Consider the following 25,236-nt stretch of genomic DNA (forward strand, 5'->3'; position numbering starts at 1 on the left):
TCGCTTGAGTGGCAGCAAATGGGCAGTTCCGACGCTCTGACATGAAAAAGGGCCCAAGGCGTCATCACGCCCGGGCCACCGTCGTCGCGCCATTTGCTGGTGTCACTCGGTCTCGACCACCGCGCCGGTACGCCCGTCGATCTGTGTCTCTGCGCCTTCGGGTCCGTCCGACTGAATAAACGTCCAAGCGACGAAGCCCACCAAGAGGATCGCGACATAGACCATCACAGCCTTTATCCCCAGAAGGGACGCTTTATGCTTTTTCTCTTCGCTTTTCACATTCGTATCGGGAGCAGACATCGGCTCTCCTTTCTGAAAAACACGATCAACGCTGTTGCAGCGTCGGTTTCACAGTCCTAACACTCAGACAAATGACGCGGTTCCAATAAAAACGGGCCTGCGGAGCGAACAGGAGAGACCCGAAATGAAAGATGCCGCCCCCCAGACCATCTATCTGAGCGACTATACCCCCTTTGGTTTCGTGGTTGAGGAGGTGCACTTGACCTTCCGCCTCGCCCCCACCAGCACCCGGGTTCTGAGCCGCATCAAATTCGCGCCGAACCCCGATGCGACAGACAAGACATTTTTTCTGCATGGCGAAGATCTGAAACTGATCGCGGCCAAGATCGACGGCAAGCCCGCCGATCCCAAGGTAACCCCCGAGGGGCTGACATGCCCCGTGCCCGACAAGCCCTTTGTCTGGGAGGCCGAGGTCGAAATCTCGCCCCAGACGAACACCGCGCTTGAGGGGCTCTATATGTCCAACGGCATGTACTGCACCCAGTGCGAGGCCGAGGGCTTCCGCAAGATCACCTATTATCCCGACCGCCCCGACGTGATGTCGGTCTTTACCGTCCGTATCGAAGGCCCGCATCCCGTGCTGCTGTCCAACGGCAACCCCAAGGATTCGGGTGATGGCTGGGCCGAATGGCGCGACCCCTGGCCGAAACCGTCCTATCTGTTCGCGCTGGTCGCGGGCGATCTGGTCAACTTCCCCGGTGCATTCACCACCTGCTCGGGCAAGGATGTCGAACTGAACATCTGGATCCGCCCCGGCGATGAAGGCAAATGCGCCTTTGGCATGGAGGCGCTGAAAAAGTCGATGCGCTGGGATGAAGAGGTGTACGGGCGCGAATACGACCTCGACATCTTCAACATCGTCGCGGTCGATGATTTCAACATGGGCGCGATGGAGAACAAGGGGCTGAACGTCTTCAACTCCTCTGCCGTCCTTGCCTCTCCCGAAACCAGCACGGACATGAACTTTGAACGCATCGAGGCGATCATCGCGCATGAGTATTTCCACAACTGGACCGGCAACCGCATCACCTGCCGCGACTGGTTCCAGCTGTGCCTGAAAGAGGGTCTGACGGTGTTCCGCGATTCGCAGTTCACCTCTGACATGCGTTCGGCCCCGGTCAAACGCATCAGTGATGTGATCGATCTGCGCGGCCGTCAGTTCCCCGAGGATCAGGGGCCGCTGTCCCACCCGGTCCGGCCAGAAAGCTTTCAGGAAATAAACAATTTCTACACCGCCACCGTCTATGAAAAGGGCGCCGAGGTGATCGGCATGCTCAAGCGGCTGGTTGGCGATGAGGGCTATGCCGAGGCGCTGGAGCTGTATTTCGCCCGCCACGACGGTCAGGCCTGCACGATCGAGGACTGGCTGAAGGTGTTCGAGGATGTGACAGGTCGCGATCTGACCCAGTTCAAGCGCTGGTATTCCCAGTCTGGCACCCCGCGCCTGAAAGTGGCCGAGGATTACAGCGACGGCACCTATACGCTGACCTTTACCCAGATGACGCCCCCCACCCCCGGTCAGGATGAAAAGCTGCCGCAGGTTCTGCCCATCGCGGTCGGCCTGCTGAACCCCAATGGCGATGAGGTGGTGAAAACCACGCTGCTGGAAATGACAGAGGCCGAACAAAGCTTTGAGTTCCACAATCTTGCGTCGAAACCCGTGCCCTCGCTGTTGCGCGGTTTTTCCGCGCCGGTGGTGCTGGACCGCACAGCAAGCCGCGAGGAACAGGTGTTCCTGCTGGCCCACGACACCGACGCATTCAACCGGTGGGAGGCAGGTCGTAATCTGGCCCGCAACAGCCTGATGGCGATGGTCCGGGACGGCGCAGCCCCCGATCAGGCCTATCTTGACGGTCTGGGCGCGCTGCTGCGCGATGACGATCTCGATCCCGCCTTCCGTGCGCTGATGTTGTCCGGCCCGTCGCAATCCGAACTGGCGCAGGCGCTGTTCGAGGATGGCGTCACTCCGGACCCCGATGCGATCTGGCAGGCCAAGGAAACCATGGCCGACACCATGGCCGCAACCTTCCGCGACCTGCTGCCCAAGCTGGCGTTCGAAGGCAAGGTGACGGACGCCTATGAGCCCAACGCCGAGCAATCCGGCAAGCGGGCATTGGGGGCGGCAGCGTTGTCATTGATGACCCGCCTGGACGGCGGCGAAGCGGCGCAAAAGCAGTTCGACAAGGCCGATAACATGACGCTGCAACTGTCCGCGCTCAGCCAGCTTATTCAGGCAGGCAAGGATGCAGAAGCGGTGCAGGCGTTCCACGACCAGTGGAAAGATGACCGCCTGGTCATCGACAAATGGTTCGGCCTGCAGATCGGTGCAGCCCAGCCTGATCAGGTGGTGGACCGTGCCAAAGCGCTGAGCGCACATCCGGCATTCGACATGAAGAACCCCAACCGATTCCGCGCCGTCTTTGGCGCGCTGGCGATGAACCACGCCGGGTTCCACCGCAAGGATGGCGCGGGCTATGATCTGCTGGCAGACTGGTTGATCAAGCTTGATGCGATGAACCCGCAGACCACGGCGCGGATGTGTTCGGCCTTCCAGACATGGAAACGCTATGACACCGACCGCCAGGCGAAAATGAAGGCCGCGCTGGAGCGGATCGCAAGCCAGCCCAAGCTGTCACGCGATACAACCGAGATGGTGAGCCGCATCCTCGGATAACCAAGGCTTCCGGTCCTGTGGCTGCGCCAAAATCGGCGCGGCCACAGGCGTAGCGTCCTTGCGTAGGAGTCGTACTGCTAGCGCCGCCAAAACAGACGACTATTAATTCGACGTTAAAAAAGCCCGCTGTCCCTGTTCAATGCCAAGTTTTTTCGATAATTCGACGGAACCAGCCGGCACCCTTCCGCGTTGGGCAGTCGGATATGCCAAATTTCCGTGCAATTCGGGAACGGTACATTCAGGGGTTTGCGCAGTAGAGCAGGCTGCGCGACCCTGTCACAGATGTGTTGCAATGACCTGTTCTGAGTGACCTATGCAGGACCGTATCGACCCATTGATCCAAGAACGCGCGCCGTGGCTTTTTGCCAAAAGGCCGGGAACACGTCACGCCCGCGCGACACTGAATTTCCTGCTCGGGTACGACAAGACCGTATCGCTGGCATCCGCATTCGAGGAAATGCCCTCTAATCAGATAATGGGAGCGCTTGGCAAGCTGTTGGCGCGCGACGTTGAGGTCGCGGGGCTTGGCCACGTTCCCCGTCACGGTGCGGCACTGATCGTCGCAAACCATCCCACCGGCATTGCCGACGGGATCATCCTGAACCACCTGCTGAACCAGGTGCGCCCGGATGCCTATTTCTTTGCCAATCACGATATTCTGCGCCTGTTGCCGCAGATGTCCGACATGATCGCGCCCGTCGAATGGCGCAAGGACAAGCGCAGCCATGGCAAGACACGCGAAACGATGGCCTTTACCCGCAAGGCGGTCAAAGAGGGTCGTCTGGGCGTGATTTTCCCCTCAGGACGTCTGGCCAAGCGGCAGGGTTTGTCCCTGCACGAACGGCCCTGGATGGCCTCGGCCGCGATGATCGCGCGGAAATTTGATCTGCCGGTCATTCCGGTCAACATTCAGGCGCGCAATTCGGTGCTGTTCTATCTATTCGACCTCATTCACCCTACTCTGCGCGACATCACCCTGTTCCATGAAACGCTGAACAAGCACCGCCAGCCTTTCCGCGTGACGGTGGGCGAGCCGATTTCGGCCAGCGCCCTGCCCGCCAAATCCGAAGAGAGCATCCAGATGCTGCGCCGTGCCACACTGGCATTGGGTGGAGCGCGCGCGCCTGCGGTGTCACTGGTGGACAGCACACGCAGACCATCCTGGCTCAAGGCGTACTGAGGCAGAACCTAATTCTCGGGCGGATCCTGTTCGGGCATCTGGCAATAACTTTGCGATCGGGTCCAGGACATCATGTCCTCGCGCTTTTCCTCGCTGCGGAAGGGACCCCAGTCGGCGGCAACGCCGCGCATTCCGTTTGACACCACGCCATCCCGGGCCACCGTCTTGGACATGATGCGCAGGGCACAGGACAGGTTGGCCGGGCCAGAGGTCAGCTCATCCCCGCTGCGCGCACGACAGCCGTAGTTACGCGCCGTTCCAGGAAAGATCTGCAGCAACCCATACCATCTTCCGCCGCCCACAGCGTTGGGGCGATAGGTGCTTTCGTGTTTGGCCATGGCCGACAGAAGGCCGATCCAGAACGCCTCGCGTTCGGCCTTGTCTGCATGACGATACGCCGGGCACCAAGCATCGATGTCGCGCGGCACAAGCCTAGGCAGGGTTTTCGCGTGTCCGCGCAAAGCAGAAACGGCGGCAAGGGTCCACAACCTTCCCCGTTCTCGATCGCTCCACCGCATCGGAGGCGGCCCATCCGGACGTGCGACGGGCCGCATGGTTTGAACAACCGCAGAGGGCGAGAGCGAGGGAAATTGCTCTGACGTCGTCGCCCACGCCAGTTGGGGCGAAAGGATCATCGCTAAAAGGAGGGTAATGCGCAGCATGGCAGCGACCTTGCCCAGATATCAGCGCGCGCGCAAGCCTGACAGGCGACGCTGCTAGGGACCCGGTGACCATAATAGTAAAACTTGAAGATATTGATCGTGGAAATGCCGAAAGAAAGGCCCCAAACGGCTCTAAAACTGCCATTCTTGGGCCGGAATGCGCGGGCACTGTCGCGTAATGGAAAACCCGTATCTTGATAATGCCCTGCGCTATTTGCGCCAGACCCTCGCTGGATTGCGCTGCGCGTTCAGCCTGAAGTTGCCTGCGCCAAACGCCCTGCATCCCGAGGCGGACACCCGGAAGCTCAGCATCGCGATCTGCGAAAGAACGCCGCAAGAACAGGCGATGGAGTATCACTTTGCCCAAGGCCAGTTTCTGGCGCGTCAGGAACGGTGGGACGACCTTGCGCTGATGTTGCGTAGCCTTGATCACCAGCGCGCCACCACACCCGGCGGCACACCCGTGGCAGAGGTGCTGGCCCAGGCTGCGCGCGCCGATGCCGTGGACTGCGCCCGCGCGGCGGTGCAACAAGGCGATGTGCAGGGCGCCTTGGCGCCGCTGGCCGCGCTGGAGGAGGTGCTGGCCGACCACCCCGGCGATCACACTGTCGGGCTGGTGGTTGCTATGGCCCATATCGACGTCGGATGGGTCTGGCGCGGCAAAGCCCTGTCAGAGGAAATGCCGCCAGAGCGGCGTGCCGCCTTTTACGCCCATTTCCGAAGCGCGTCGCAGATCATTGATCAGTTTGATCCCTTCGCACAGCAGTCCCCGGCAGTGGCCGCTGCGCGCTGCGCGCTGCTGCCCGCAGAGCCGCGCCCCTCTTCTAGGGTAGCGGATGATTACGAGGATCTGATCGACCTCGACCCGCAGTGCGCGCGCCACATGCGCGATCTGGGCCGCCACCTGCTGCCGCGCTGGTACGGCAGTTATGCCCGGCTGGATCTTGAGGCGCGGCGCACCACAGCCCGCACCCATGACATCTGGGGCGGCGGCGCCTACGTCTGGGTGTATCTTGACACCCTTGCCAGCGATCCCGGTACGCTCGAGCATCTGGACGGCGCGCTGTTCGCAGAAGGTCTGCATGACATTCTGGAGCGTCGCCCGGATCAGCACACCGTCAACCTTCTGGCCGCGTCGCTCGCGTTTATCCAAAGCCGCAGATCGCCCCTCGGCGGTACTTTGGCCCGAGTTGCCGCCTGTTTCGACTGTGTTGTGCGCGACCACCTGCGCGAAGTTCACCCTATGGTCTGGGCAAACGTCCCGCCCCTCGACACGCTGCAGCCATTCGCAAGTTCACCAGAGCCACTGGCACGGGGCAAGGCGCGCGCGATGGCGGTCCTGAGCGGCCTGTTCGCAGAGGATATCCGCAAGAACCGCGACATCCGGTTCGACCCGGACGGGCTGCACATCACCGGCTGAGCCGTCATAGCACAGGCCAATCCGAACGGTCCCCCCCTTGCCCCGGAGCGACACCTGCCCTAAGACCGGAGCGTTCATACGAATGAGGACGCAAGGCATGTTGGATCTGAGCTACGACTCCCCCAAACCCAAGGTCATCGCCGGGGCCAAACACGACTGGGAACTGGTGATCGGGATGGAGGTCCATGCCCAGATCGCAACCCAAGCCAAGCTGTTCTCGGGCGCGTCGACAAAATTCGGCGCCGAGCCAAATTCCAACGTCGCCTTTGTGGACGCGGCCATGCCCGGCATGCTGCCCGTTATCAACGAATTCTGCGTCGAACAGGCCGTGCGGACGGGCCTTGGCCTCAAGGCAAAGATCAACCTTTTCAGCGCCTTCGACCGCAAGAACTATTTTTACCCGGACCTTCCGCAGGGCTATCAGATCTCCCAGCTTTACCACCCCATCGTGGGTGAAGGCGAAGTGCTGGTTGACATGGAACCCGGCATCGCGCGTCTGGTGCGGATCGAGCGGATCCATATCGAACAGGATGCGGGCAAATCGATCCATGACATGGATCCCAACATGTCTTTTGTCGATCTCAACCGCACCGGTGTGGCGCTGATGGAGATTGTCAGCCGGCCCGATATCCGCGGTCCCGAAGAAGCCGCCGCCTATGTGGTCAAGCTGCGCCAGATCCTGCGGTATCTTGGCACCTGCGATGGCAACATGCAGAACGGCAACCTGCGCGCGGATGTGAACGTGTCGGTCTGCCGTCCCGGCCAGTATGAGAAGTATCAGGAAACGCAGGACTTTTCGCACCTCGGCACGCGCTGCGAGATCAAGAACATGAACTCCATGCGGTTCATCCAGGCCGCGATTGATTACGAGGCCAAGCGCCAGATCGCAATCCTTGAAGCCGGCGGCTCGATTGATCAGGAAACCCGGCTGTATGATGCCGACAAGGGCGAAACCCGGTCGATGCGGTCCAAGGAAGAAGCGCATGATTACCGCTACTTCCCCGATCCGGACCTGTTGCCGCTGGAGATCGAGCAGGCCTGGGTTGATGCGATCGAAGCTTCGCTGCCCGAGCTGCCGGATGCCAAGAAGGCGCGGTTCGTCAAGGATTTCGGCCTGTCGGAATATGACGCCTCTGTGCTGACGGCGGACACGGCAAATGCCGTTTATTTTGAAGAGGTTGTCGGCCTTTGCGGCGATGGGAAACTGTCAGCGAACTGGGTGATCAACGAGCTGTTCGGCCGTCTGAAAAAGGACGACCGCGACATCACCGACTCACCCGTCTCGCCCAAGCAGCTGGCCGGGCTGATCACGCTGATCAAATCGGGCGACATCAACGGCAAGATCGCCAAGGACGTGTTCGAAATCACCTTCTCCGAAGGTGGCGATCCGGCTGATATTGTTGAGCAAAAAGGCCTCAAGCAGGTCACCGACACCGGCGCCATTGAGGCGGCTGTGGACGCGGTGATCGCCGCCAATCCGGCGCAGGTGGAAAAGGCGAAACAGAACCCTAAACTTGCGGGCTGGTTCGTCGGTCAGGTGATGAAGTCCACCGGCGGCAAGGCGAACCCGGCGGCCGTGAACGAGATTGTGGCGTCCAAACTGGGCCTCTGACCCTCGCCAGACGGCGTATGGAAACCATATGGATTGCGTATGGCTGACGGCGCATTCGCGAAAATATACAAACACAGGCCGCCGGGGCAGTCCGGCGGCCTGTTGCGTTGTCATCCCCGCAGCGCAAGCAAGGCATTAGAAATACCATTGGTGCGTAGAGCGCAGGGAAATCGGTGAGCAGACAGCCATTTGCGCGGCAGAGGCTGGCGTTCTTAATCAAGGAAACGGTGACTGCTGAGCGGGCGGATGGTCTTGACCCGGCGCATGTCGATACCCGATGGGGTCAGCCGCAACTGCCCCGTGGGGCGGCCCGTGTACGGTCTGGGGGCGGCTTTGCAAGGTAAGGGTGAGGGCGGCGCGAAAAGATGCGCCGCCCCCGAGGATCGCAGGGAGGCCCCAAAGGAAGGAGGCCCCTTCATTTGCGGATCAGTTCGAGGTGGTTGTGCCGCTTGTGCTCGTCGCACTGGTGCTCGATGTCGAGGTTGTCGCCATTGTCGTGAGCAGCACATCGAACAGTGACGGGCCATTTCCGAGGCCACCAAGGCCGCTAATATCTGGCTGCGGCGCCTCGGTCGTCTGCGCCATCGCGGGAAGCGAGAGCGCAGCAGTCGATACGGCCAGAAGGGCCGGAAGCATTAAGTGTTTCATGGTCTTAGCCTTTCGAATTGAAAAGGAAACCTTCACACTCTTGACGCGATGACGCGGGCTTGCCGCGTCTCGCTTTCCTCCCTCAGGTGACTTTACCTGCCCTGCCCCGTACAGATACGTTAAGGCAGCTCAGCGCAACTCAACCATAAATTGTTGTGTGCGTAACTTGGCTGGAATTGCCCATATCTTGCGATCCTCGGACTTATTGCACGTCAAGGATGCAATATTACAACACACCTATACCAAAGGATGTGCTCAGGCCCCCAGATCCATTGAAAGTGCGTGGATGCGTCCCATGAGATCCGCCCCGAGCGCGCTGTGCACGGCGCGGTGATTTTGCAGACGCGACTGGCCTTGAAAAGCGGAGCTGCGGATCACCACATGAAAGTGGCTTTCGCCGCCCTCCTGAAAGCCGGAATGGCCGCGGTGGCTTTCGCTGTCGTCGCGCACCAAAAGTTCGCTTGGGGCGAAGGCGTCGCGCAGTCGGGATTCGATTTCCTGTGTCTTTGTCATTTTTTACCGTTCAACCTCTGTCATCTGTCGGTGGATAGTCTAGGGTTTGGCGTCCGAGTCGAAAAGGTGTTCCCATGAGCAAATCAGATCCGTTCGGTTTCGACATGTCCGTGTCGAATTCGAAGAAGAAAAACCCACGCGGACGCCGCAGCCTGTCGGGTGCAAGCGATACTTCTGTCCGGTTGTGCGAACATGAGGGCTGTAATGAGCCGGGCAAGTTCCGTGCGCCCAAAGCCCCCGACGTGCTGGACGACTATTTCTGGTTCTGCAAGGACCATGTGCGCGACTACAACCTCAAGTGGAATTTTTTCCAGGGCAAGACTGAGGCGGAGATGAACGCGCAGGCCACATCCGACAAGGTGTGGGAGCGCAAGACCAAAGATTACCGTGATCCTGAGACGCGGGCCTGGTCCCGTCTGGGCATTGAGGATCCGCATCAGGTGCTGGGGGATAACGCGACGCGCAATCCGGGCAAGTCGATCACCGGCACCCGCCGCCTGCCCCCGACCGAGCGTCGGGCGATCGAGATTCTGGAAGCCAAGGACCACTGGACCAAGGCCGAAGTGCGCAAGGCCTACAAGTCGCTGATCAAGGTGCTGCACCCGGATATCAACGGCGGCGACCGGTCCCAAGAGGAGCAACTGCAGGAAGTTGTCTGGGCCTGGGATCAGATCAAGGAAAGCCGCAACTTCAAATGATGTGCACGGTTGGGCGGGGTAGCCCCTGCCCGGCCATTTCATTTGGCCCCGAGCGCGGGGTCTGCTTGCCATAGCACTGAGGCCTGCAAGGACGCGTCAGACAGATGAGAGACAGCCTGAGAGCCAAGGCGATTGCCGTGTGTGATGCGAAGATTGCGGCAAAGGGAGAAGGGGTCGGCCTGTCATTCTACGCGTTCTTTGCGAACCGGAATGATGATCCGGAGCGTCTTATGGAAGCTGCGGACTGGTGGATCCGGCGCCACAGACTCGATCATTTCGAGAAGGCTGTGAAGATCCGGGAGATGATGAAGGAAGGTCTGTGAGTTCGGGAGGACAGGTCCCGGACATTGGATCGCTGAGCGAATCACAGCCTGATGACTTCACCCGTTGTGTCGAGGAAACTGGCACCTCAGGCAAGCGCGCCGAAACCAGAAGCCGGAGTAAAACGGCGCACCCCGTGATATTGCGGAGCACGCCGCGCACTCTTTAAAGTTGTACTCGTCAAAAACTCAACTCGTTACAACACTACCCCCCGGCACATCCGCTCAAATCGGACGCACAAGGACCGTGGCCGATGACCATCCCACACCTGAACATCAGGCCGGTCTGAACACCAAGCACACTCCGTTGATGCAATGGCGCTTGCCTGTAGGTTTCGGTCCGTCATCAAAGACGTGCCCCAGGTGCGATCCGCATCGAATACAGTGTTCTTCTGTACGCACACCAAACAACGAGATGTCCGATTTGTTCCCCACAGCGCCGTCAACCGCCGCATAGAAGCTGGGCCATCCGGTGCCGCTGTCGAATTTCGTCTCTGACTTGTAGAGCGCCAGATCGCATCCCCTGCAGTGGAATGTCCCTGTGCCCTTTTCTTCATTCAGAGGTGATGTAAAGGCGCGTTCAGTGCCCTCTTTTCGCATCACCTTGTATTCGGAACTTGAGAGCATCGCGCGCCATTCGGCGTCGGTGCGTGTCACTTCAAAAGACTGCTCTGCCAAAGCAGTCTGTCGGCTGAACCCAAGGGCGATAGTCGCCGCAGACAGGAAATGGCGTCTTTTCAATCGATCCTCCCGAACCGAGTCTTTACAGTTTTTTACAATCGCACCCCGACCTCCACATTTCAAGAGCGGGGTGCAAATTACGGCAAAAATGTGTCAGATAGACGCAAGTTCGCTACAGCTCACGCTTACATCGCGGGCAAAAGTACCCGATCAATGACATGGATGACGCCATTGCTTTGTTTCACGTCAGCAATTGTGACATTTGCAAGGCGGCCCTGTTCATCTGTCAGGGTGATCGTGTCGCCCGTCATCTTGGCCTTGAGAACGCAACCGCCGACGGTGGGAACGTCATGTTCCCCGCCATCATCCGCGATCATGCCGGCAATGGCGCCGGACATCACATCAGCGGCAACCACATGGCAGGTCAGGATCTTGGTCAGCTGGGCCTTGTTCTCATCCATCATCAGCGCCCTGAGCGAATCGTCAGAGATCATGTCGAACGCTTCGTTGGTGGGGGCGAAGACGGTGAAGGGGCCCGGACCCATCAGCGTTTCGACCAGGCCGGCCTGCTTCACGGCAGCGACCAGTGTGGTGTGATCGGCCGAATTCACGGCGTTTTCGACGATGTTCTTGTCGGCGAACATTTCGGCGCCGCCGACCATCGGGTTGGCATTCATCGAATGCGCGGCGGCAAAGGCGCCTGTCGCAAGAGTGCTGGCCAGCAGGGCGGCAAGGGTGATCCTAAGTGTTGTCATGGTGTCCTCCGATTTCCCCGGCGGTGATCGCTGGGTCATTAGCAACCACGGGACGCATCGGCGCATAGTTTCAGACGCGAACAAAAAACTTTACATATATTGCTGCGAGAGTGCCGCGTCGCAGGGCGCCGGGTGCCGCCATACGCAGAACTTCGCCGCTTCCTCTTGCCCCTTGCCGCGTTATGTTGCACGACGGTCTGAACAGGAAATGCGCGATGCTAAAGGACGGTTCCACCATGGCTGACGGTACGATGATCGACATCAATGCAAGACCAACCGAAGAGATCGACGTGCGTGAGGTTTTCGGAATTGATACCGATATGGTCATGCACGGCTTCCCCGAGCGGACCGAACGCGTGCCCGATGTCGACAGCACCTACAAGTTTGATCCCGATACAACGCTGGCGATCCTTGCAGGGTTTCGCAACAACCGCCGCGTGATGATCCAAGGCTATCACGGCACGGGCAAATCGACCCATATCGAACAGGTGGCCGCACGGCTGAACTGGCCTGCGGTGCGGGTGAACCTTGATTCGCACATCTCCCGGATCGACCTGATCGGCAAGGATGCGATCAAGCTGATCGACGGCAAGCAGACCACGCAGTTTCAGGAGGGCATCCTGCCATGGGCGCTGCGCAACCCCTGCGCCATCGTGTTCGACGAATATGATGCGGGCCGCGCCGATGTTATGTTCGTCATCCAGCGGGTGCTGGAAACCGACGGCAAACTGACGCTGCTGGATCAGAACCAGGTGCTGACGCCGCACAAGTATTTCCGCATCTTCGCCACGGCCAACACCGTGGGTCTGGGCGATACGACCGGTCTCTATCACGGCACGCAGCAGATCAACCAAGGCCAGATGGACCGCTGGTCGCTGGTTGCGACGCTGAACTATCTGTCGATCGACGCAGAAACCGCGATCGTTCTGTCCAAGAACCCGCATTACAATACCGAAAAGGGCCGCAAGACCCTGCGCCAGATGGTGACGGTGGCGGATCTGACGCGCACGGCGTTTATGAACGGGGATCTGTCCACGGTGATGTCGCCCCGGACTGTCATCGCCTGGGCGCAGAATGCCGAGATTTTCCATAACCTTGGCTATGCGTTCCGCGTGTCGTTCCTGAACAAATGCGACGAGCTGGAGCGCCAGACGGTGGCGGAATTCTATCAGCGCTGCTTTGACGAAGAGCTGCCGGAAAGCGCCGCCTCGATCAGCATCGGGTGATCCGGGCCGCCGCTTTGCTGCTGCTGGGCGCAGGCCCGGCGGCGGCGCAGGAAGCTGAGGTCACCTGCGCCGCGCTTTGGTCGGGATATGCGGAATTCGCGCGTGTGTCGGCCTATCTGGATATCGGCGAGTCCCGTGATCAGGCTTCAGAGTTTCGCGCGCAGGCGATCCGGCAGGGGCTGTCGCCCGCAATTGTGGATCATCAGATTGCCGCACAACGCGACGGGATGTTCCTGCTGGTGCGCGCCACAATCGAAGACGGCGACAAGATGAGCCGGGATTTGTTAGAGCGCCAGATGCAGCTGTGCGAAGGTCTGCCCGGTTCGGCGGACTGATCCCCCCTTCCCTACAGTTTTAAAAAGAACCGCGCGGTGGCTTAAGCCTTCGGTGGGTGTTGGGCGCGCAATCTGCCCGGCATGGTCAGGATTTTCACATATCTTGGTGCGCTTTGTGCCGCCGCGCTTTGGATGGGTCTGCTTGTCAGCCCAGCCCGCAGCCTGCCGCAAACCCAAGGCAACGAGTTGCTGCGCACTTTTGCCACCTGCGCCGGGCGCCTGTCGGCAACCATGGAATATCAGTGGATGTTCGACGGACCGGAATCGGAACGCACGGACCGGTCGGTCAACGGCTTTGATGTGCTGATCGAGGCGGTGATGGGGCCAGAGATCACCGGACGCCAGCTGATGGGCTGGCGGATCGATGCGAAGATTGCGCAGGCACGGCTGCTGAACCTTGCCGCCTTTGGTCAGGATCCGCGCCTGCGCGTACATGCGGCCCAGATGGCAGAGCAGTATCTGAACCAGTGCAAAACGCTGCTGTTGCAGTGATCGCGCCGCCGGGTCGCGTGAAAAGATCAGCCCCTGTCACGGATGGCGTGAACAGATCAGCCCTTGTCAAAGGGCGTCTGATGTCCAATTAGTCAGGGTATGGCTCAGCATTCCGACAACCCCGCAGATCCCTTCAAGAAAGCCCTCGCCGAGGCGACCAAAGTCATGGCGCATGACCGTGAACTGACGGTCAGCTATTCGGTCGATCCCTCTGGCGTCTCTGGCGATTCGATGCGCCTGCCGCAGATTTCGCGCCGGTTGACCCGGGACGAAGTTCTGCTGGCGCGTGGCACGGCGGATGCGCTGGCGCTCTATCGTCGCTATCACGATGACAGCACGCACAGCCGGTACGCCCCCCCGGGCGACATGGCGCGTGAATTGTATGAATCGATGGAAACCGCCCGCTGCGAGGCGATGGGCGCGCGCGACATGCCGGGCACCGCCGGGAATATCGACAGCAAGATCGCGCATGATTCGGCGCGGCGCGGCTATGATCAGGTCAAACAGGCGTCGGATGTGCCGCTGTCGGTGGCGGCGGGCTATCTGATCCGGCATCTGGCGACCGGGCGCACCCTGCCCACTGGCGCGCAGAACGTCATGGATCTGTGGCGCGGGTTTATCGAGGACCAGGCCGGCGGATCGCTGGAGGGGCTGCAGGACAAGCTGGCCAACCAGAGCGACTTTGCCAAGTTCGCGCGCAAGATCATTTCCGACCTCGGCTACGGCGACCAGCTGGGTGATGACCCGGACGATATGGACGACCAGAGCGACGATCAGGCCGAGGATGGCGGCGAAGACGAGCAGGATCCCGACAGCACCGGTGACGATGAAGAGGGCGAAGAGGATTCAGACGCCTCGCCCGAATCGTCGCAGGACGAGACTCAGGACAGCTCGCAGGCGCAGGTCAGCATGGACGAGATGGCTGATCAGGAGATGGGCGACGAGGCCGAGATGCCCGAGGGTGAGGCCCCGATGGAGCCGCCTGCCCCGCAACCGTTTTCCGATGCCGATCCGAATTACACCGTCTACGACAGCACCCATGACGAAGAGATCAAGGCCGAGGATCTGGCCGAGCCGGTCGAGCTGGAGCGCCTGCGCGCCTATCTCGACCAGCAGCTGGACCCGCTGAAGGGTGCTGTGTCGCGCCTCGCGAACAAGCTGCAACGCCGTCTTCAGGCGCAGCAAAACCGGTCCTGGGAGTTTGATCTGGAAGAGGGCATTCTGGACGCCGGGCGGCTGGCGCGTGTGGTGGTGAGCCCGACGACGCCGCTGTCCTTCAAGATCGAGAAAGACACCGAGTTCCGCGACACGGTGGTGACGCTGCTGCTGGACAACTCTGGCTCTATGCGGGGCAGACCGATTTCCATCGCCGCGATCTGTGCCGATGTTCTGGCGCGCACCCTGGAGCGGTGCAACGTCAAGGTCGAGATCCTCGGCTTTACCACCAAGGCGTGGAAAGGCGGCATGGCGCGCGAAAAGTGGCTGGGGGCGGGGCGCGAACAGCAGCCCGGGCGGCTGAACGATCTGCGCCACATCATCTACAAGAGCGCCGATGCGCCCTGGCGGCGGACGCGGGCCAATCTGGGTTTGATGATGAAAGAGGGTCTGCTGAAGGAAAACATCGACGGTGAGGCGCTGGAGTGGGCGCACCGCCGCATGGTGAACCGCCCCGAGGCGCGCAAGATCCTGATGGTGATTTCCGACGGCGCGCCGGTGGATGATTCGACGCTGAGCGTGAACCCGGCGAATTTCCTTGAGAAACACCTGCGCGATGTGATCGCCATGGTCGAGCGGCGCCGTCAAGTGGAACTGCTGGCCATCGGCATCGGCCATGACGTCACGCGCTATTACAACCGCGCGGTGACGATCACCGATGTGGAGCAACTGGCAGGTGCGATGACCGAGCAGTTGGCGTCGCTGTTTGATTCTGATCCGCGGGCGCGGGCCCGGGTCATGGGCATCAAGAACGTCAGACGCGCGTCCTGATCTGGTTTCGGACCGGCTCTGCCGGTCCGACCGGCGCGGCCCTGCGGGCCGCGCATTTTGGGGCGCTGCCCCTGCCCGCCTTTGGCGGGCTCCCCGGGATATTTTTGGACAGGTGAAACCGGGGCACGGTCCCGGGATCGCGCCGGTCTGGATATTTGGCACCGTCGGCGAGACCTTTTTGAAAGGATACATTGGGCCTGTGCGTAGAGCTGACAGGTTGCACTGGTGCAGGATGCGCAAAGGCGTACTCTGCGGCGCAGAAACGGGGGAAAGCATGTTCCAGAAATTTCAAGAAACCGCCGCACCCGAGCAGGGACCCGGTCGGCTGGCGGCGCTGCGCGACGTTCTGGCGGCGGAAGCGCTGCACGGGTTCATCGTGCCGCGATCGGATGCACATCAGGGGGAATACGTTGCACCGCGCGATGATCGTCTGGCCTGGCTGACCGGGTTTACCGGATCGGCAGGCTATTGTGTGGCCCTGCGCGACAGCGCCGGGGTGTTTGTCGACAGCCGGTATCGCGTGCAAGTGAAGGCGCAGGTGGCGGATGTCTACACGCCGGTGGACTGGCCCGAGGTCGGGCTGGCGGAATGGATCGGTGAGGCGCTGCCCGAGGGCGGGCGCGTCGGCTTTGACCCTTGGCTGCAGGCCGTCGAGCCGCTGCGCGCGCTGCAGGGCAAGCTCGAGTCCGTGACGCTGGAGCGCTGCGACAATCTGGTGGACCGGATCTGGGAGGATCAGCCCGCGCCCCCCATGGGACGGGTGTTTGTACAGTCGCTGGAGCTGGCCGGGGAGGCGCATGGCGACAAAATTGCGCGGCTGGCGGGCACATTGGGGAGGGCGAAGACGGCGGTGATCACGCTGCCGGACTCCATTGCCTGGCTGCTGAACATCCGCGGGTCCGATATTGCGCGCAACCCGGTGGCGCATGGTTTTGCGCTGCTGCACAGCGACGGCACGCTGACGCTGTTCATGGAGCATGAGAAGTTGAGCGATCTGGGGGATCACCTTGGCCCGCAGGTGTCGGTGGCCCCGCCAGAGAGTTTTCTTGCGGCGATTGCGACCCTGGGCGGGCCTGTGGCGATTGATCCGGCCACCTGTCCGGTGATCGTGGCCGATACGCTGGCCGAGGCCGGTGTGGAGATGATCGAGGCGCAGGATCCCTGCGTGCTGCCCAAGGCCTGCAAGAACGAGGTCGAGATTGCCGGGAGCCGCGCCGCGCATCTGCGCGACGGGGCGGCAATGGTGCGGTTTCTGGCCTGGCTTGATGCCCAGCCCCCCGGCAGCCTGAGCGAGATCGACGTGGTGACGGCGCTGGAGGGCGAGCGGCGGGCGACCAATGCCCTGCGCGACATCAGTTTCGAGACGATCAGCGGCACCGGGGCCCATGGGGCCATCGTGCATTACCGCGTGACGGAAAAGACCAATGCGCGCGTTGAGGACGGGCATCTGCTGCTGGTGGATTCCGGCGGGCAATATGTGGACGGCACCACCGACATCACCCGCACCGTGGCCGTTGGGCGCGTGGGCGAGGAGGAGGCCCACGCCTTTACCCGGGTGCTGCGCGGCATGATCGGCATCAGCCGGGCGCGCTGGCCCAAGGGGCTCGCGGGGCGCGATCTGGACGCGCTTGCGCGGGTGCCGCTGTGGGAGGCGGGTCTTGATTACGGCCATGGCACCGGGCACGGCGTGGGCAGCTATCTATGTGTGCATGAGGGGCCGCAACGGCTGGCCCGCACAGGCACGGTGCCGCTGATGGAGGGCATGATCCTGTCCAACGAGCCGGGCTTTTACCGGGAGGGCGCTTATGGTATCCGTATCGAGAACCTTATTGTGGTGAGCGGTGCCCCGCTATTGGCCGGGGCGACAGTGCCGGAAATGCTGTCGTTTGAGACACTGACCTATGTACCCATCGACCGGCGGCTGATCGTGACAGAGATGCTGACCCGGGCCGAGACGGATTGGCTGAACGCCTATCATGCGACATGCCGCGCGCGGCTGGAGCCCTTGGTTGAGGGCGCTACAAAAGACTGGCTGATCGCGGCAACAGAACCGCTGTGACGGTCTTCATCTGACATGTGCCCGTTACACGGGCGCCCGACAAAGACAAAGCTCTGGGGAGACATAACATGACGAAACACATCACCATCCGACCTGCCGAGGGCACATGGGTTGTCCGCGCTGGCGGGGCGGTTCTGGGCGAAAGCCATGACGCGCTTGAGCTGAGCGAAGGCGAGATGCCTTTTGTGATCTATTTCCCGAAAGCCGACATCGCCATGGCGATGCTGGACGCGACGGATCACAAGACGAGTTGTCCGCACAAGGGCGAAGCGTCCTACTTCTCGATCATGTCCAAGAGCCGTACCTATATCAACGCGGCCTGGTCTTATGAAGACCCCAAACCCGAGGCGGCCGCAATCAAGGGCTACATCGCCTTTTACGTCCAGGACGGCGTGATGGTCGAACAGGTCTGACACGACGATACGGGGCGGCCTACGGGCGGCCCCGGCAGCGATCAGAGACATGCCTCCCGCGCTCCCCCTTCAGCTGTGCTCTTCCGCGGCCGTGGCGGCCAGCGCGCGGTTATAGGCCTTGAGCGCATCGAGATGATAAAGCGCGCCCTGGATCACCGGCAGCTTGTCCGTGCCCTGCAGGATGACCACCGGCAGAAAAGTCTTTCCGGTCCGCTCGAACAGCGGCAGCACCGTGTCCAGAGTCGAGGAGGCGGTGACGAACAGTGCCTGCTGGATCATCCCGGCGCAGGCCTCTGAATCCTCGGGCGGCAGATCCTCGCTCTTGCGCATCACGCCACTGACACGGAACATTCGCAACAGATAGGATTGCGGCCCGGCGGCCAGATGCACCTTGCGCCGTTCCAGCTGGGTGAGGAAAAACGACCGATTCACCAGACGCGAGGCGAGGCTGGTCGAGAGCGAGACCGACACCATCACGGCAAGGCCGGTCTGCCAGTCCCCGGTCAGCTCGAACACGATCAGCGTGGTCGAAATGGGCGCGCCCAGCACCGCCGCCGCCACCGCCCCCATGCCCGCCAGCGCATAAAGCGTCGAGGCACCGGAATTGTCCGGAAACAGCCCGGTCGCGATCAGCCCAAAGGCCGTGCCGGTCAGCGCTCCGATCATCAGCGAGGGTGAGAATATCCCGCCCCCCATGCGCCCGGCAAAGGTGATCGCCACCGCAACGACCTTGAGCGCGGCAAAGACGATCGCCTCGTTCAGGATCAGATCGCCGGTCAGCGCACGGCTTGTCGTCTCGTATCCGACGCCGATGATATGGGGAAACCAGATCGCCAGTGCCCCCAGCAGCAGTCCCGCCGTCGCCGGGCGCAGCAGATTGGGCAGGCCCAGACGGCGCTGCAGGCGGTTGCCCAGATCATCGGCCCAGAAGATGCTGCGCATGGTCAGCACCGCCATCAGCCCGCAGACCAGCCCCAGCAACAGAAAGGCCGGCAGTTCCAGATAAAATTCGACCGTGGTGGTGCCGGGAAGGCGAAATTCGGTCACATCGCCAAAGGCAAGCCGGTTGATCACCGTCCCGGCAGCCGAGGCGATGACAATGGGTGCAAAGGCGTGCAGCGCGAAGTGGCGCAACACCACCTCTAGCGCAAAAAGTGCCCCGGCGATGGGTGCGTTGAACGAGGCCGAGACAGCTGCCGCCACGGCGCAGCCCAGCAGGTCGCGCCCGGTGATGCCATCGGCGCGGATGAGATTGCTGACCCAGCTCGACATCATCGCGGCCATGTGGACCACTGGCCCCTCGCGCCCCGAGGAGCCGCCGGTCGACAGCGTGATCCAGGAGGCGAGCACCGAGGCGATTCCCGCCTTGCGTTCGACCCGCCCGTTATAAAGCGCCGCCCCCTCGATCACGTCCGCGACCGAGCGGACCCGCCCGTCGGGTGTAAAGTAGTGCACGATTCCCCCCACGACGAGGCCGCCCATGACCGGGATCAGCATCACCGAATACCACGGCAGGGTCTGGGCAAAGCTGGCAAGAAGGTTCACATCCTGCGTGCCGTAAAGCGTGGTCTGCAACCATTCGATGGCCTTGCGGAACAGCACTGCCGCGGTTCCGGCCGCAATACCGATGGCCAGCGCAATGAACCAGAACTGGATCTGCCCCGGTCCCTGACGACGCAGCAATTGCCAGCCGCGCCCGCAACTGGCCAGAGTTGCGCGCCACTGTCGTTTCACCAGCAGATCCGCCGCCATGCCACCTCCGTCATCAGGGTTTCGCGCGCTGAACGCCCGGGCTAGGATCGCGCCTGATCTGACCGGAGACTTATGTATGCACTTGCCCCAGGCCCTGAACGCCCTCGGCTCTCTCCTAGGCCAACGGCTTAGCACGTCCAAGCACGATCTGGACCTGCACGGTCGATCTGAGTCGTATTTTGCGCTGACTCCGCCCGACGCTGTCGCCTATCCGCAAACCACCGCAGAAGTGCAGCAGATCGTGCGTATCTGCGCCGAGCACGGGGTGCCGGTCACCGGCTGGGGCGCGGGCACCTCGCTTGAGGGTCATGCGCTGGCGGTGCAGGGCGGGCTGGTGGTGGATTTCAGCCAAATGGACAAGGTGCTGGAAATCCGCGCCGCCGACATGGATGTGACCGTGCAGCCCGGTGTGACCCGCGAGGCCCTGAACCAAGAGCTGCGCGCGACAGGATTGTTCTTTTCCGTCGATCCCGGCGCGAATGCTTCGCTTGGCGGCATGGCGGCCACCGGGGCGTCCGGCACGACATCGGTGCGCTACGGCACGATGCGCGAAAACGTGCTGGCGTTGCAGGTGGTGCTGGCCGACGGGCGGGTGATCCGCACCGGCAATCAGGCGCGTAAATCCGCCTCGGGCTATGACCTGACCGGGCTGATGGTCGGCTCCGAAGGCACCTTGGGCCTGCTCACCGAACTCACCCTGCGCCTGCATGGCGTGCCCGAGGCGGTGTCAGCGGGGGTCTGCGCCTTTGGCCGGATCGAGGATGCGGTGGATGCGGTTCTGGACACAATCCAGATGGGCATTCCGGTCGCACGCATCGAATTTGTCGATGCGGCAACAGCTGCGGCCTTCAACGCCTATGCCGGAACCAGCCTGCCGGAATGTCCGCATCTTATGGTCGAATTTCACGGCAGCCCCGAAGGCGTGGCACAGGATTCGGCCCGCTTTGGCGAAATTGCCGAAGATCACGACGGGCTGGGATTTCAGTGGTCGACACTGGAGGAAGACCGCCGCGCGCTCTGGGCCATGCGCCACAATGCCTATTACGCCATCCTCGCCTCGCGCCCCGGCGCGCGGGCGCTGGTCACGGATATCTGCGTGCCGATCTCGCGCCTCGCTCGCGCCGTGACCGAAACTCAGGCAGATCTGGCGCAGGCCTCGATCCCCGGACCTATTCTGGGCCATGTGGGGGACGGTAACTTTCACAGCATCCTGATGTTCGACCCGGAAAACCCCGCGGAACTGGCCGAAGCCAAGGCCCTGTCGCACCGAATGGTGCAGCGCGCGCTCGATCTGGGGGGCACGGCGACAGGCGAACATGGCGTAGGCATGGGCAAGCTCGGCTATATGCAGCGCGAACACGGGGCGGGCTGGGATGTGATGACCACGCTGAAACAGGCAATGGACCCACAGGGGATCCTGAATCCGGGCAAACTGATTCGCCCACGCTGATTTCTGACCTCAGCACGGATTGATACGGCACGAGCGAGGGGCCAGCCCCTCGCGCTCCCCGGGATATTTAGGGGCAGATGAAGACAGAAGTAGTCCGTTCTTCTTATGTCTTCACCTGTATTAAAATATCCCGGGGGAGTCGCCGTTCAGGCGACGGGGGCAGCGCCCCCGCCCTACCCCGCCAAAAGGGCGCGCGCAGCGGCGCGGGCTTCGGCAGTGACCGTGTCGCCGGCCAGCATGCGGGCGATTTCGCCTTCGCGCGCGCCCTTGTCCAGCGGCACCACGGTCGAGGTGGTCACATCGCCGTCAACGCGTTTTTCCACCCGCCAGTGATGCGCGCCGAGCGCTGCAACCTGTGGCGAATGGGTGACGACCAGCACCTGACCGCCATCCGCCAAGGCCGAGAGGCGACGGCCAACGGCATCAGCGGTGGCGCCACCGACGCCACGGTCAATCTCGTCAAAGATCATCGTCACACCTCGGTTGCGTTCCTTGGAGAGGCAAACCTTGAGCGCGAGCAGAAAGCGGCTAAGTTCGCCGCCCGAGGCGATCTTGCCCAGCGGGCCGGCCGGGGCACCGGGGTTTGTGGCCACGGTAAATGCCACGGTGTCACGCCCCTCGGGGCCTTCCGGGCCATCGCTGAGGGCGGTGCGGAACACCGCACGCTCCATCTTCAGCGGGGCAAGTTCGGCGGAGACGGCGCCGTCCAGACGGCCCGCAGAGTCGTGTCGGGCGGTCGAGAGGGCATCAGCGGCGGCGGCGTAGTCGGTATTTGCCGCCTGCAGATCCGCCTTGAGCGTGGCCAGATCCGCCGCCCCCGCATCCAGAGCCGTCAGTTTCGCCTGCAGCCCGGCGGCAAAGTCGCCAAGTTCATCCGGCGCGACCTGGTGTTTGCGCGCCAAGGCGCGGATGGCAAACAGGCGTTCTTCGGCATTTTCCAGTGCGTGCGGGTCAAAGTTCAGCCCATCAAGGCAGCTTTCCACCCCGACAGTGGCCTCACCCAGTTCGACCATGGCGCGCTCAAGTGCTGCCAGCGGTGCATCCAGAGCGCCCTCGGCCCGGTCTGCCACCCCTTCGAGCCAGCGCAGCGCGTCGCCCATGGACTGTTCGGCGCCATCATTCAGCGCGGAACGGGCGCGGCTGATATCCTCGCGGATCTTTTCGGCCCCCTGCATCTGGCGGCGCTGCGCATCAAGCTGCGCCTCTTCGCCGGGCTGGGGATCGAGGGAGGTCATTTCGGCCATGGCATGGCGCAGGAAATCCTCTTCGGCGCGCACCGCGTCCAGAGCGGCCTCGGCCGTGGTCAGGGCCTTTTCGGCGCGGGCGCGGCGGGTCCAGGCCTTGCGGGCGATCTCCAGCATACCCTCAAGCCCGGCATAGGTGTCGAGGAGGGCGCGATGTCCGCGCGGGTTCAGCAGACCGCGATCGTCATGCTGACCATGCAGCTCCACAAGGGTTTCAGACAGGGCGCGCAGCACCTCACCCGAGCAGCGGCGGTCGTTGACCCAGGCCGTCTTGCGTCCGTCCTGCGCATTGACGCGCCGCAGGATCAATTCCGAACCGACGGGCAGGCCTGCATCCTCAAGCACCAGACGGGCGGCGTGATCGGGGCCAAGCTCGAAGACCGCCGTCACCTCGCCTTGATCGGCGCCGGCGCGCACCAGTTCGGCGCGACCGCGCCAGCCCAGAACAAAGCCAAGCGAATCAAGCAGGATGGATTTGCCAGCACCGGTTTCGCCGGTCAGCACGTTCAGACCCGGCTGAAACGCAAGTTCCAGCCGGTCGATGATGAGCATGTCGCGAATCTCAAGCGCGCGCAGCATGGAACGCTCCTAAAAAGGCGAGCTTTGGGGCCCGTACACCCTTTGGGGCCAGTGCACCTTTGGGGACCAGTGAACCTATAGCCACTCGCCCTTGACCATCTGACGATAGACCTGTGCCAGCCAGCTGTCGCCCGCCGCCTCGAGTTCAAGCCCGCGCCCGGTGAGCAGCTTGTAGCTGTCATCGTACCATTGGGTCGAGCGGTAGTTGTAACCAAGGATCGCACCAGCGGTCTGTGCCTCCTGGGTCAGGCCCAGCGAGAGATAGGATTCGACCAGCCGGTGCAGCGCCTCGGGGGTGTGAGTCGTGGTCTGGAAATCCTCAACCACTGTGCGGAACCGATTGATGGCTGCGGCGTAATTCTTGCGCTTGAGATAGTAGCGCCCGATTTCCATCTCCTTGCCGGCCAAATGATCAAAGGCCAGATCGAATTTGAGAATCGACGAGCGGGCATATTCGCTGTCGGGATAGCGTTCGATGACCGTGCGCAGTGACTGCAACGCCTGAAAGGTCAGTCCCTGATCACGACCAACCTCTTCGATCTGGTCGTAATAGGACAGGGCCAGCAGATATTGCGCATAGGCGGCATCGTCTTCCAGCGGATAGAAGTCGATGTAGCGCTGTGCGGCAGAGCGGCTGTTTTCGTAATCCTTGTCGCGATGATAAGCAAAGGCCTGCATGATCAGCGCACGTTTGCCCCAGTCGGAATAGGGATAAAGGCGCTCGATCTCGCCAAAATAGAAGGCGGCCTTTGTCGCATCATTGCGATCCAGTTCGAATTCGCCCCGCTCATAGATCTGCTCTGCGGTAAAATTCTCAAGTTCGGGATCACCGCCCAGCGTGGTTGTAGCCGATTTTCCGCCACAGCCTGATAACAGGCCCACCACAAGAACTGCCCCGATCACAGAAAGTCGCGACCTGCCGCCTGTCATGCCTGCTCACCCTTGATTGCCGATTGCGAGGGTTCACGCCCCGCTGTTGCCCCGGTCCTAGCACAGAAAATTCTGGTGCAAAACGCCTTTGCACCGTTTTCCGTTCTGGTGATGACTGAAACTGTACTGACCGGTTCAGGCCACTGCCGGAATCTCGGCCCGCTCCACGCCTGCACCGGGCAGACGCGCTGCAGTTTCCTGAGAAACCAAGGTCATGCGATAGGCGCCGGGGGTGTTGAACAGTTCGCGCAGCAGCAGGTTGGTCAGCGTGTGACCCGCCTTGTGGCCGGTGTAATGGCCCAGAATGGGTGCCCCGGCCAGCGCAAGATCGCCAAGCGCGTCCAGCATCTTGTGGCGCACAGCCTCGTCCTTGTGGCGCAGACCACCGGGGCTGAGCACGCGGTCGCCATCGACAACAACGGCGTTGTCCATTGTGCCACCCAGGGCCAGGCCCTTTTCGCGCATCGCATCGACATCCGCCTGACGGCAGAAGGTGCGACTGTCACAGAGTTCGCGCACGAAGGTGCCGTTGCGCATGTCGAGCGATTTATTTTGTGTCCCGATGGCCCGGTCGGCAAAGTTGATGTGAAAATCCATGGTCAGACCGCCCGAACCCGGTTCCAGCCGCGCCCAGCCCTGATCGGTCTTGACCTCGACCTTTTTCAGAATCTCGATCACACGCACATCGGCGTTCAACTCGCGCACGCCGCGTGCCAGAATGCCGCGCACAAAGGGGGCGGCGGATCCGTCAAGGATCGGTACTTCGGGGCCGTCAATTTCGATCAGCGCATTGTGGATGCCGCAGCCTGCAAGCGCGGCCATCACATGTTCGATGGTCGAGACGGATACCCCGAGACGGTTGCAGATGCGGGTGCACAGCGGGGTGTGTTCGGTTGCGTCCCAGCGGGCCGGAACCATGGCATCCCCGACGGCGATATCGGTGCGTTTGAACCAGACACCGTATTCGGCCGAAGCGGGACAAATGGTCAGACGCGCGGGTTTGCCGGAATGGAGTCCCACACCCGTAAACGAAATCGCTGATCTGATGGTTGTCTGCACGGCTTTATCCTCACGTCATTGCGTCGCACGGCAAAGGTCCGTTAACGCTTGGACTTCAGATAAAGGGTCAAGCCTGTTGTCTCAAATCAAAGATTGCAACGGACTGAAACATCGCTGTGTGCGTGTCGGCGCTTAGTTGCGCAAGACCGTAAACCCCTAGGGAACCTGTTGATCTCAAACATAAAAACGCCCCCGGAATTTGGGGGCGCTTTCGTCACAACGTGTTGATTTTTCGTGATCCATAACGT

At 61.7% G+C, this 25,236-nt stretch carries 23 protein-coding genes; 13 read left to right on the forward strand and 10 right to left on the reverse strand.

The features are described 5' to 3' along the window. Positions 1 to 102: 102 nt before the first annotated feature. The gene (locus tag P775_RS26215) at positions 103 to 300 is read right to left on the reverse strand and encodes a hypothetical protein (protein WP_099913747.1); all 198 of its coding nucleotides are present in this window, start codon (positions 298 to 300) and stop codon (positions 103 to 105) included. 124 nt (positions 301 to 424) lie between these two features. On the opposite strand from P775_RS26215, the gene pepN reads away from it, so the two are divergent. Together pepN and P775_RS26225 are read left to right on the forward strand one after the other, a co-directional pair. Then, entirely contained in the window at positions 425 to 2,974 is a 2,550-nt protein-coding gene (gene pepN, locus P775_RS26220) for an aminopeptidase N (RefSeq protein WP_099913748.1), read from the forward strand. Between the two features lie 313 nt (positions 2,975 to 3,287). Continuing rightward, positions 3,288 to 4,154 (forward strand): lysophospholipid acyltransferase family protein, encoded by an 867-nt coding sequence (locus P775_RS26225; RefSeq protein WP_099913749.1) that lies wholly within the window; start codon positions 3,288 to 3,290, stop codon positions 4,152 to 4,154. 8 nt (positions 4,155 to 4,162) lie between these two features. Here the strand turns inward: P775_RS26225 and P775_RS26230 are convergent, their stop codons facing one another. Next, on the reverse strand, positions 4,163 to 4,816 hold the full coding sequence (locus P775_RS26230) for a transglycosylase SLT domain-containing protein (RefSeq protein ID WP_342749693.1): 654 nt from the start codon (positions 4,814 to 4,816) through the stop codon (positions 4,163 to 4,165). A gap of 178 nt (positions 4,817 to 4,994) precedes the next feature. On the opposite strand from P775_RS26230, the gene P775_RS26235 reads away from it, so the two are divergent. Then, positions 4,995 to 6,236, forward strand: coding sequence for a hypothetical protein (locus P775_RS26235; RefSeq protein ID WP_099913750.1), 1,242 nt, complete (start codon positions 4,995 to 4,997; stop codon positions 6,234 to 6,236). Between the two features lie 97 nt (positions 6,237 to 6,333). Next, entirely contained in the window at positions 6,334 to 7,848 is a 1,515-nt protein-coding gene (gene gatB, locus P775_RS26240) for an Asp-tRNA(Asn)/Glu-tRNA(Gln) amidotransferase subunit GatB (RefSeq protein ID WP_099913751.1), read from the forward strand. A 426-nt stretch (positions 7,849 to 8,274) separates the two neighbouring features. Here gatB and P775_RS26245 read toward each other — a convergent pair whose 3' ends face one another. Together P775_RS26245 and P775_RS26250 are read right to left on the reverse strand one after the other, a co-directional pair. Further along, the gene (locus P775_RS26245) at positions 8,275 to 8,496 is read right to left on the reverse strand and encodes a hypothetical protein (RefSeq protein ID WP_143521009.1); all 222 of its coding nucleotides are present in this window, start codon (positions 8,494 to 8,496) and stop codon (positions 8,275 to 8,277) included. A gap of 255 nt (positions 8,497 to 8,751) precedes the next feature. Then, a complete protein-coding gene (locus P775_RS26250; protein ID WP_099913753.1) occupies positions 8,752 to 9,009 on the reverse strand; it encodes a BolA family protein in 258 nt (85 codons plus the stop codon). A 74-nt stretch (positions 9,010 to 9,083) separates the two neighbouring features. On the opposite strand from P775_RS26250, the gene P775_RS26255 reads away from it, so the two are divergent. After that, positions 9,084 to 9,707: a DnaJ domain-containing protein gene (locus P775_RS26255; protein ID WP_099913754.1), complete on the forward strand. Its 624-nt coding sequence runs from the start codon at positions 9,084 to 9,086 to the stop codon at positions 9,705 to 9,707. Positions 9,708 to 9,811: 104 nt separating this feature from the next. Beyond that, entirely contained in the window at positions 9,812 to 10,030 is a 219-nt protein-coding gene (locus P775_RS26260) for a DUF6500 family protein (RefSeq protein ID WP_099913755.1), read from the forward strand. A gap of 273 nt (positions 10,031 to 10,303) precedes the next feature. On the opposite strand, the gene msrB is transcribed toward P775_RS26260, so the two are convergent. After that, positions 10,304 to 10,768, reverse strand: a complete 465-nt coding sequence (gene msrB / locus P775_RS26265; RefSeq protein ID WP_099913756.1) for a peptide-methionine (R)-S-oxide reductase MsrB — start codon at positions 10,766 to 10,768, stop codon at positions 10,304 to 10,306. Positions 10,769 to 10,893: 125 nt separating this feature from the next. Beyond that, complete coding sequence (locus P775_RS26270; protein ID WP_099913757.1) at positions 10,894 to 11,463, reverse strand: fasciclin domain-containing protein; 570 nt, start codon at positions 11,461 to 11,463, stop codon at positions 10,894 to 10,896. A 236-nt stretch (positions 11,464 to 11,699) separates the two neighbouring features. On the opposite strand from P775_RS26270, the gene cobS reads away from it, so the two are divergent. The 6 genes from cobS (at position 11,700) to P775_RS26300 (ending at position 17,974) form a co-directional block, all read left to right on the forward strand. Further along, positions 11,700 to 12,689: a cobaltochelatase subunit CobS gene (gene cobS, locus P775_RS26275; protein WP_180287596.1), complete on the forward strand. Its 990-nt coding sequence runs from the start codon at positions 11,700 to 11,702 to the stop codon at positions 12,687 to 12,689. Then, positions 12,686 to 13,024 carry a hypothetical protein gene (locus P775_RS26280; RefSeq protein ID WP_099913759.1) on the forward strand — a complete coding sequence of 113 codons (339 nt, stop codon included), beginning with the start codon at positions 12,686 to 12,688 and terminating at the stop codon, positions 13,022 to 13,024. The genes cobS and P775_RS26280 overlap by 4 nt, the downstream gene beginning before the upstream one ends. Positions 13,025 to 13,105: 81 nt before the next feature. Continuing rightward, positions 13,106 to 13,516: a hypothetical protein gene (locus P775_RS26285; protein ID WP_099913760.1), complete on the forward strand. Its 411-nt coding sequence runs from the start codon at positions 13,106 to 13,108 to the stop codon at positions 13,514 to 13,516. 99 nt (positions 13,517 to 13,615) lie between these two features. Then, complete coding sequence (cobT, locus tag P775_RS26290) at positions 13,616 to 15,502, forward strand: cobaltochelatase subunit CobT (protein WP_099913761.1); 1,887 nt, start codon at positions 13,616 to 13,618, stop codon at positions 15,500 to 15,502. A 274-nt stretch (positions 15,503 to 15,776) separates the two neighbouring features. Beyond that, on the forward strand, positions 15,777 to 17,561 hold the full coding sequence (locus tag P775_RS26295; protein ID WP_099913762.1) for an aminopeptidase P family protein: 1,785 nt from the start codon (positions 15,777 to 15,779) through the stop codon (positions 17,559 to 17,561). A gap of 68 nt (positions 17,562 to 17,629) precedes the next feature. Then, positions 17,630 to 17,974, forward strand: coding sequence for a DUF427 domain-containing protein (locus P775_RS26300; RefSeq protein WP_099913763.1), 345 nt, complete (start codon positions 17,630 to 17,632; stop codon positions 17,972 to 17,974). 69 nt (positions 17,975 to 18,043) lie between these two features. Here the strand turns inward: P775_RS26300 and P775_RS26305 are convergent, their stop codons facing one another. After that, positions 18,044 to 19,726 carry a chloride channel protein gene (locus P775_RS26305; RefSeq protein ID WP_099913764.1) on the reverse strand — a complete coding sequence of 561 codons (1,683 nt, stop codon included), beginning with the start codon at positions 19,724 to 19,726 and terminating at the stop codon, positions 18,044 to 18,046. A gap of 76 nt (positions 19,727 to 19,802) precedes the next feature. Here P775_RS26305 and P775_RS26310 point away from each other — a divergent pair, with 76 nt between their 5' ends. Beyond that, positions 19,803 to 21,176, forward strand: a complete 1,374-nt coding sequence (locus tag P775_RS26310; protein WP_099913765.1) for an FAD-binding oxidoreductase — start codon at positions 19,803 to 19,805, stop codon at positions 21,174 to 21,176. A 173-nt stretch (positions 21,177 to 21,349) separates the two neighbouring features. Here P775_RS26310 and recN read toward each other — a convergent pair whose 3' ends face one another. From recN to lpxC, 3 genes are all read right to left on the reverse strand, one after another. Continuing rightward, the gene (recN, locus tag P775_RS26315) at positions 21,350 to 22,999 is read right to left on the reverse strand and encodes a DNA repair protein RecN (protein WP_099913766.1); all 1,650 of its coding nucleotides are present in this window, start codon (positions 22,997 to 22,999) and stop codon (positions 21,350 to 21,352) included. Positions 23,000 to 23,074: 75 nt separating this feature from the next. Further along, entirely contained in the window at positions 23,075 to 23,929 is an 855-nt protein-coding gene (locus tag P775_RS26320; RefSeq protein WP_099913767.1) for an outer membrane protein assembly factor BamD, read from the reverse strand. Positions 23,930 to 24,064: 135 nt separating this feature from the next. Then, the gene (lpxC, locus tag P775_RS26325) at positions 24,065 to 24,988 is read right to left on the reverse strand and encodes a UDP-3-O-acyl-N-acetylglucosamine deacetylase (protein ID WP_099913768.1); all 924 of its coding nucleotides are present in this window, start codon (positions 24,986 to 24,988) and stop codon (positions 24,065 to 24,067) included. Positions 24,989 to 25,236 lie beyond the last annotated feature (248 nt).

It is taken from the genome of Puniceibacterium antarcticum (assembly GCF_002760615.1).
Lineage (GTDB): Bacteria > Pseudomonadota > Alphaproteobacteria > Rhodobacterales > Rhodobacteraceae > Puniceibacterium > Puniceibacterium antarcticum.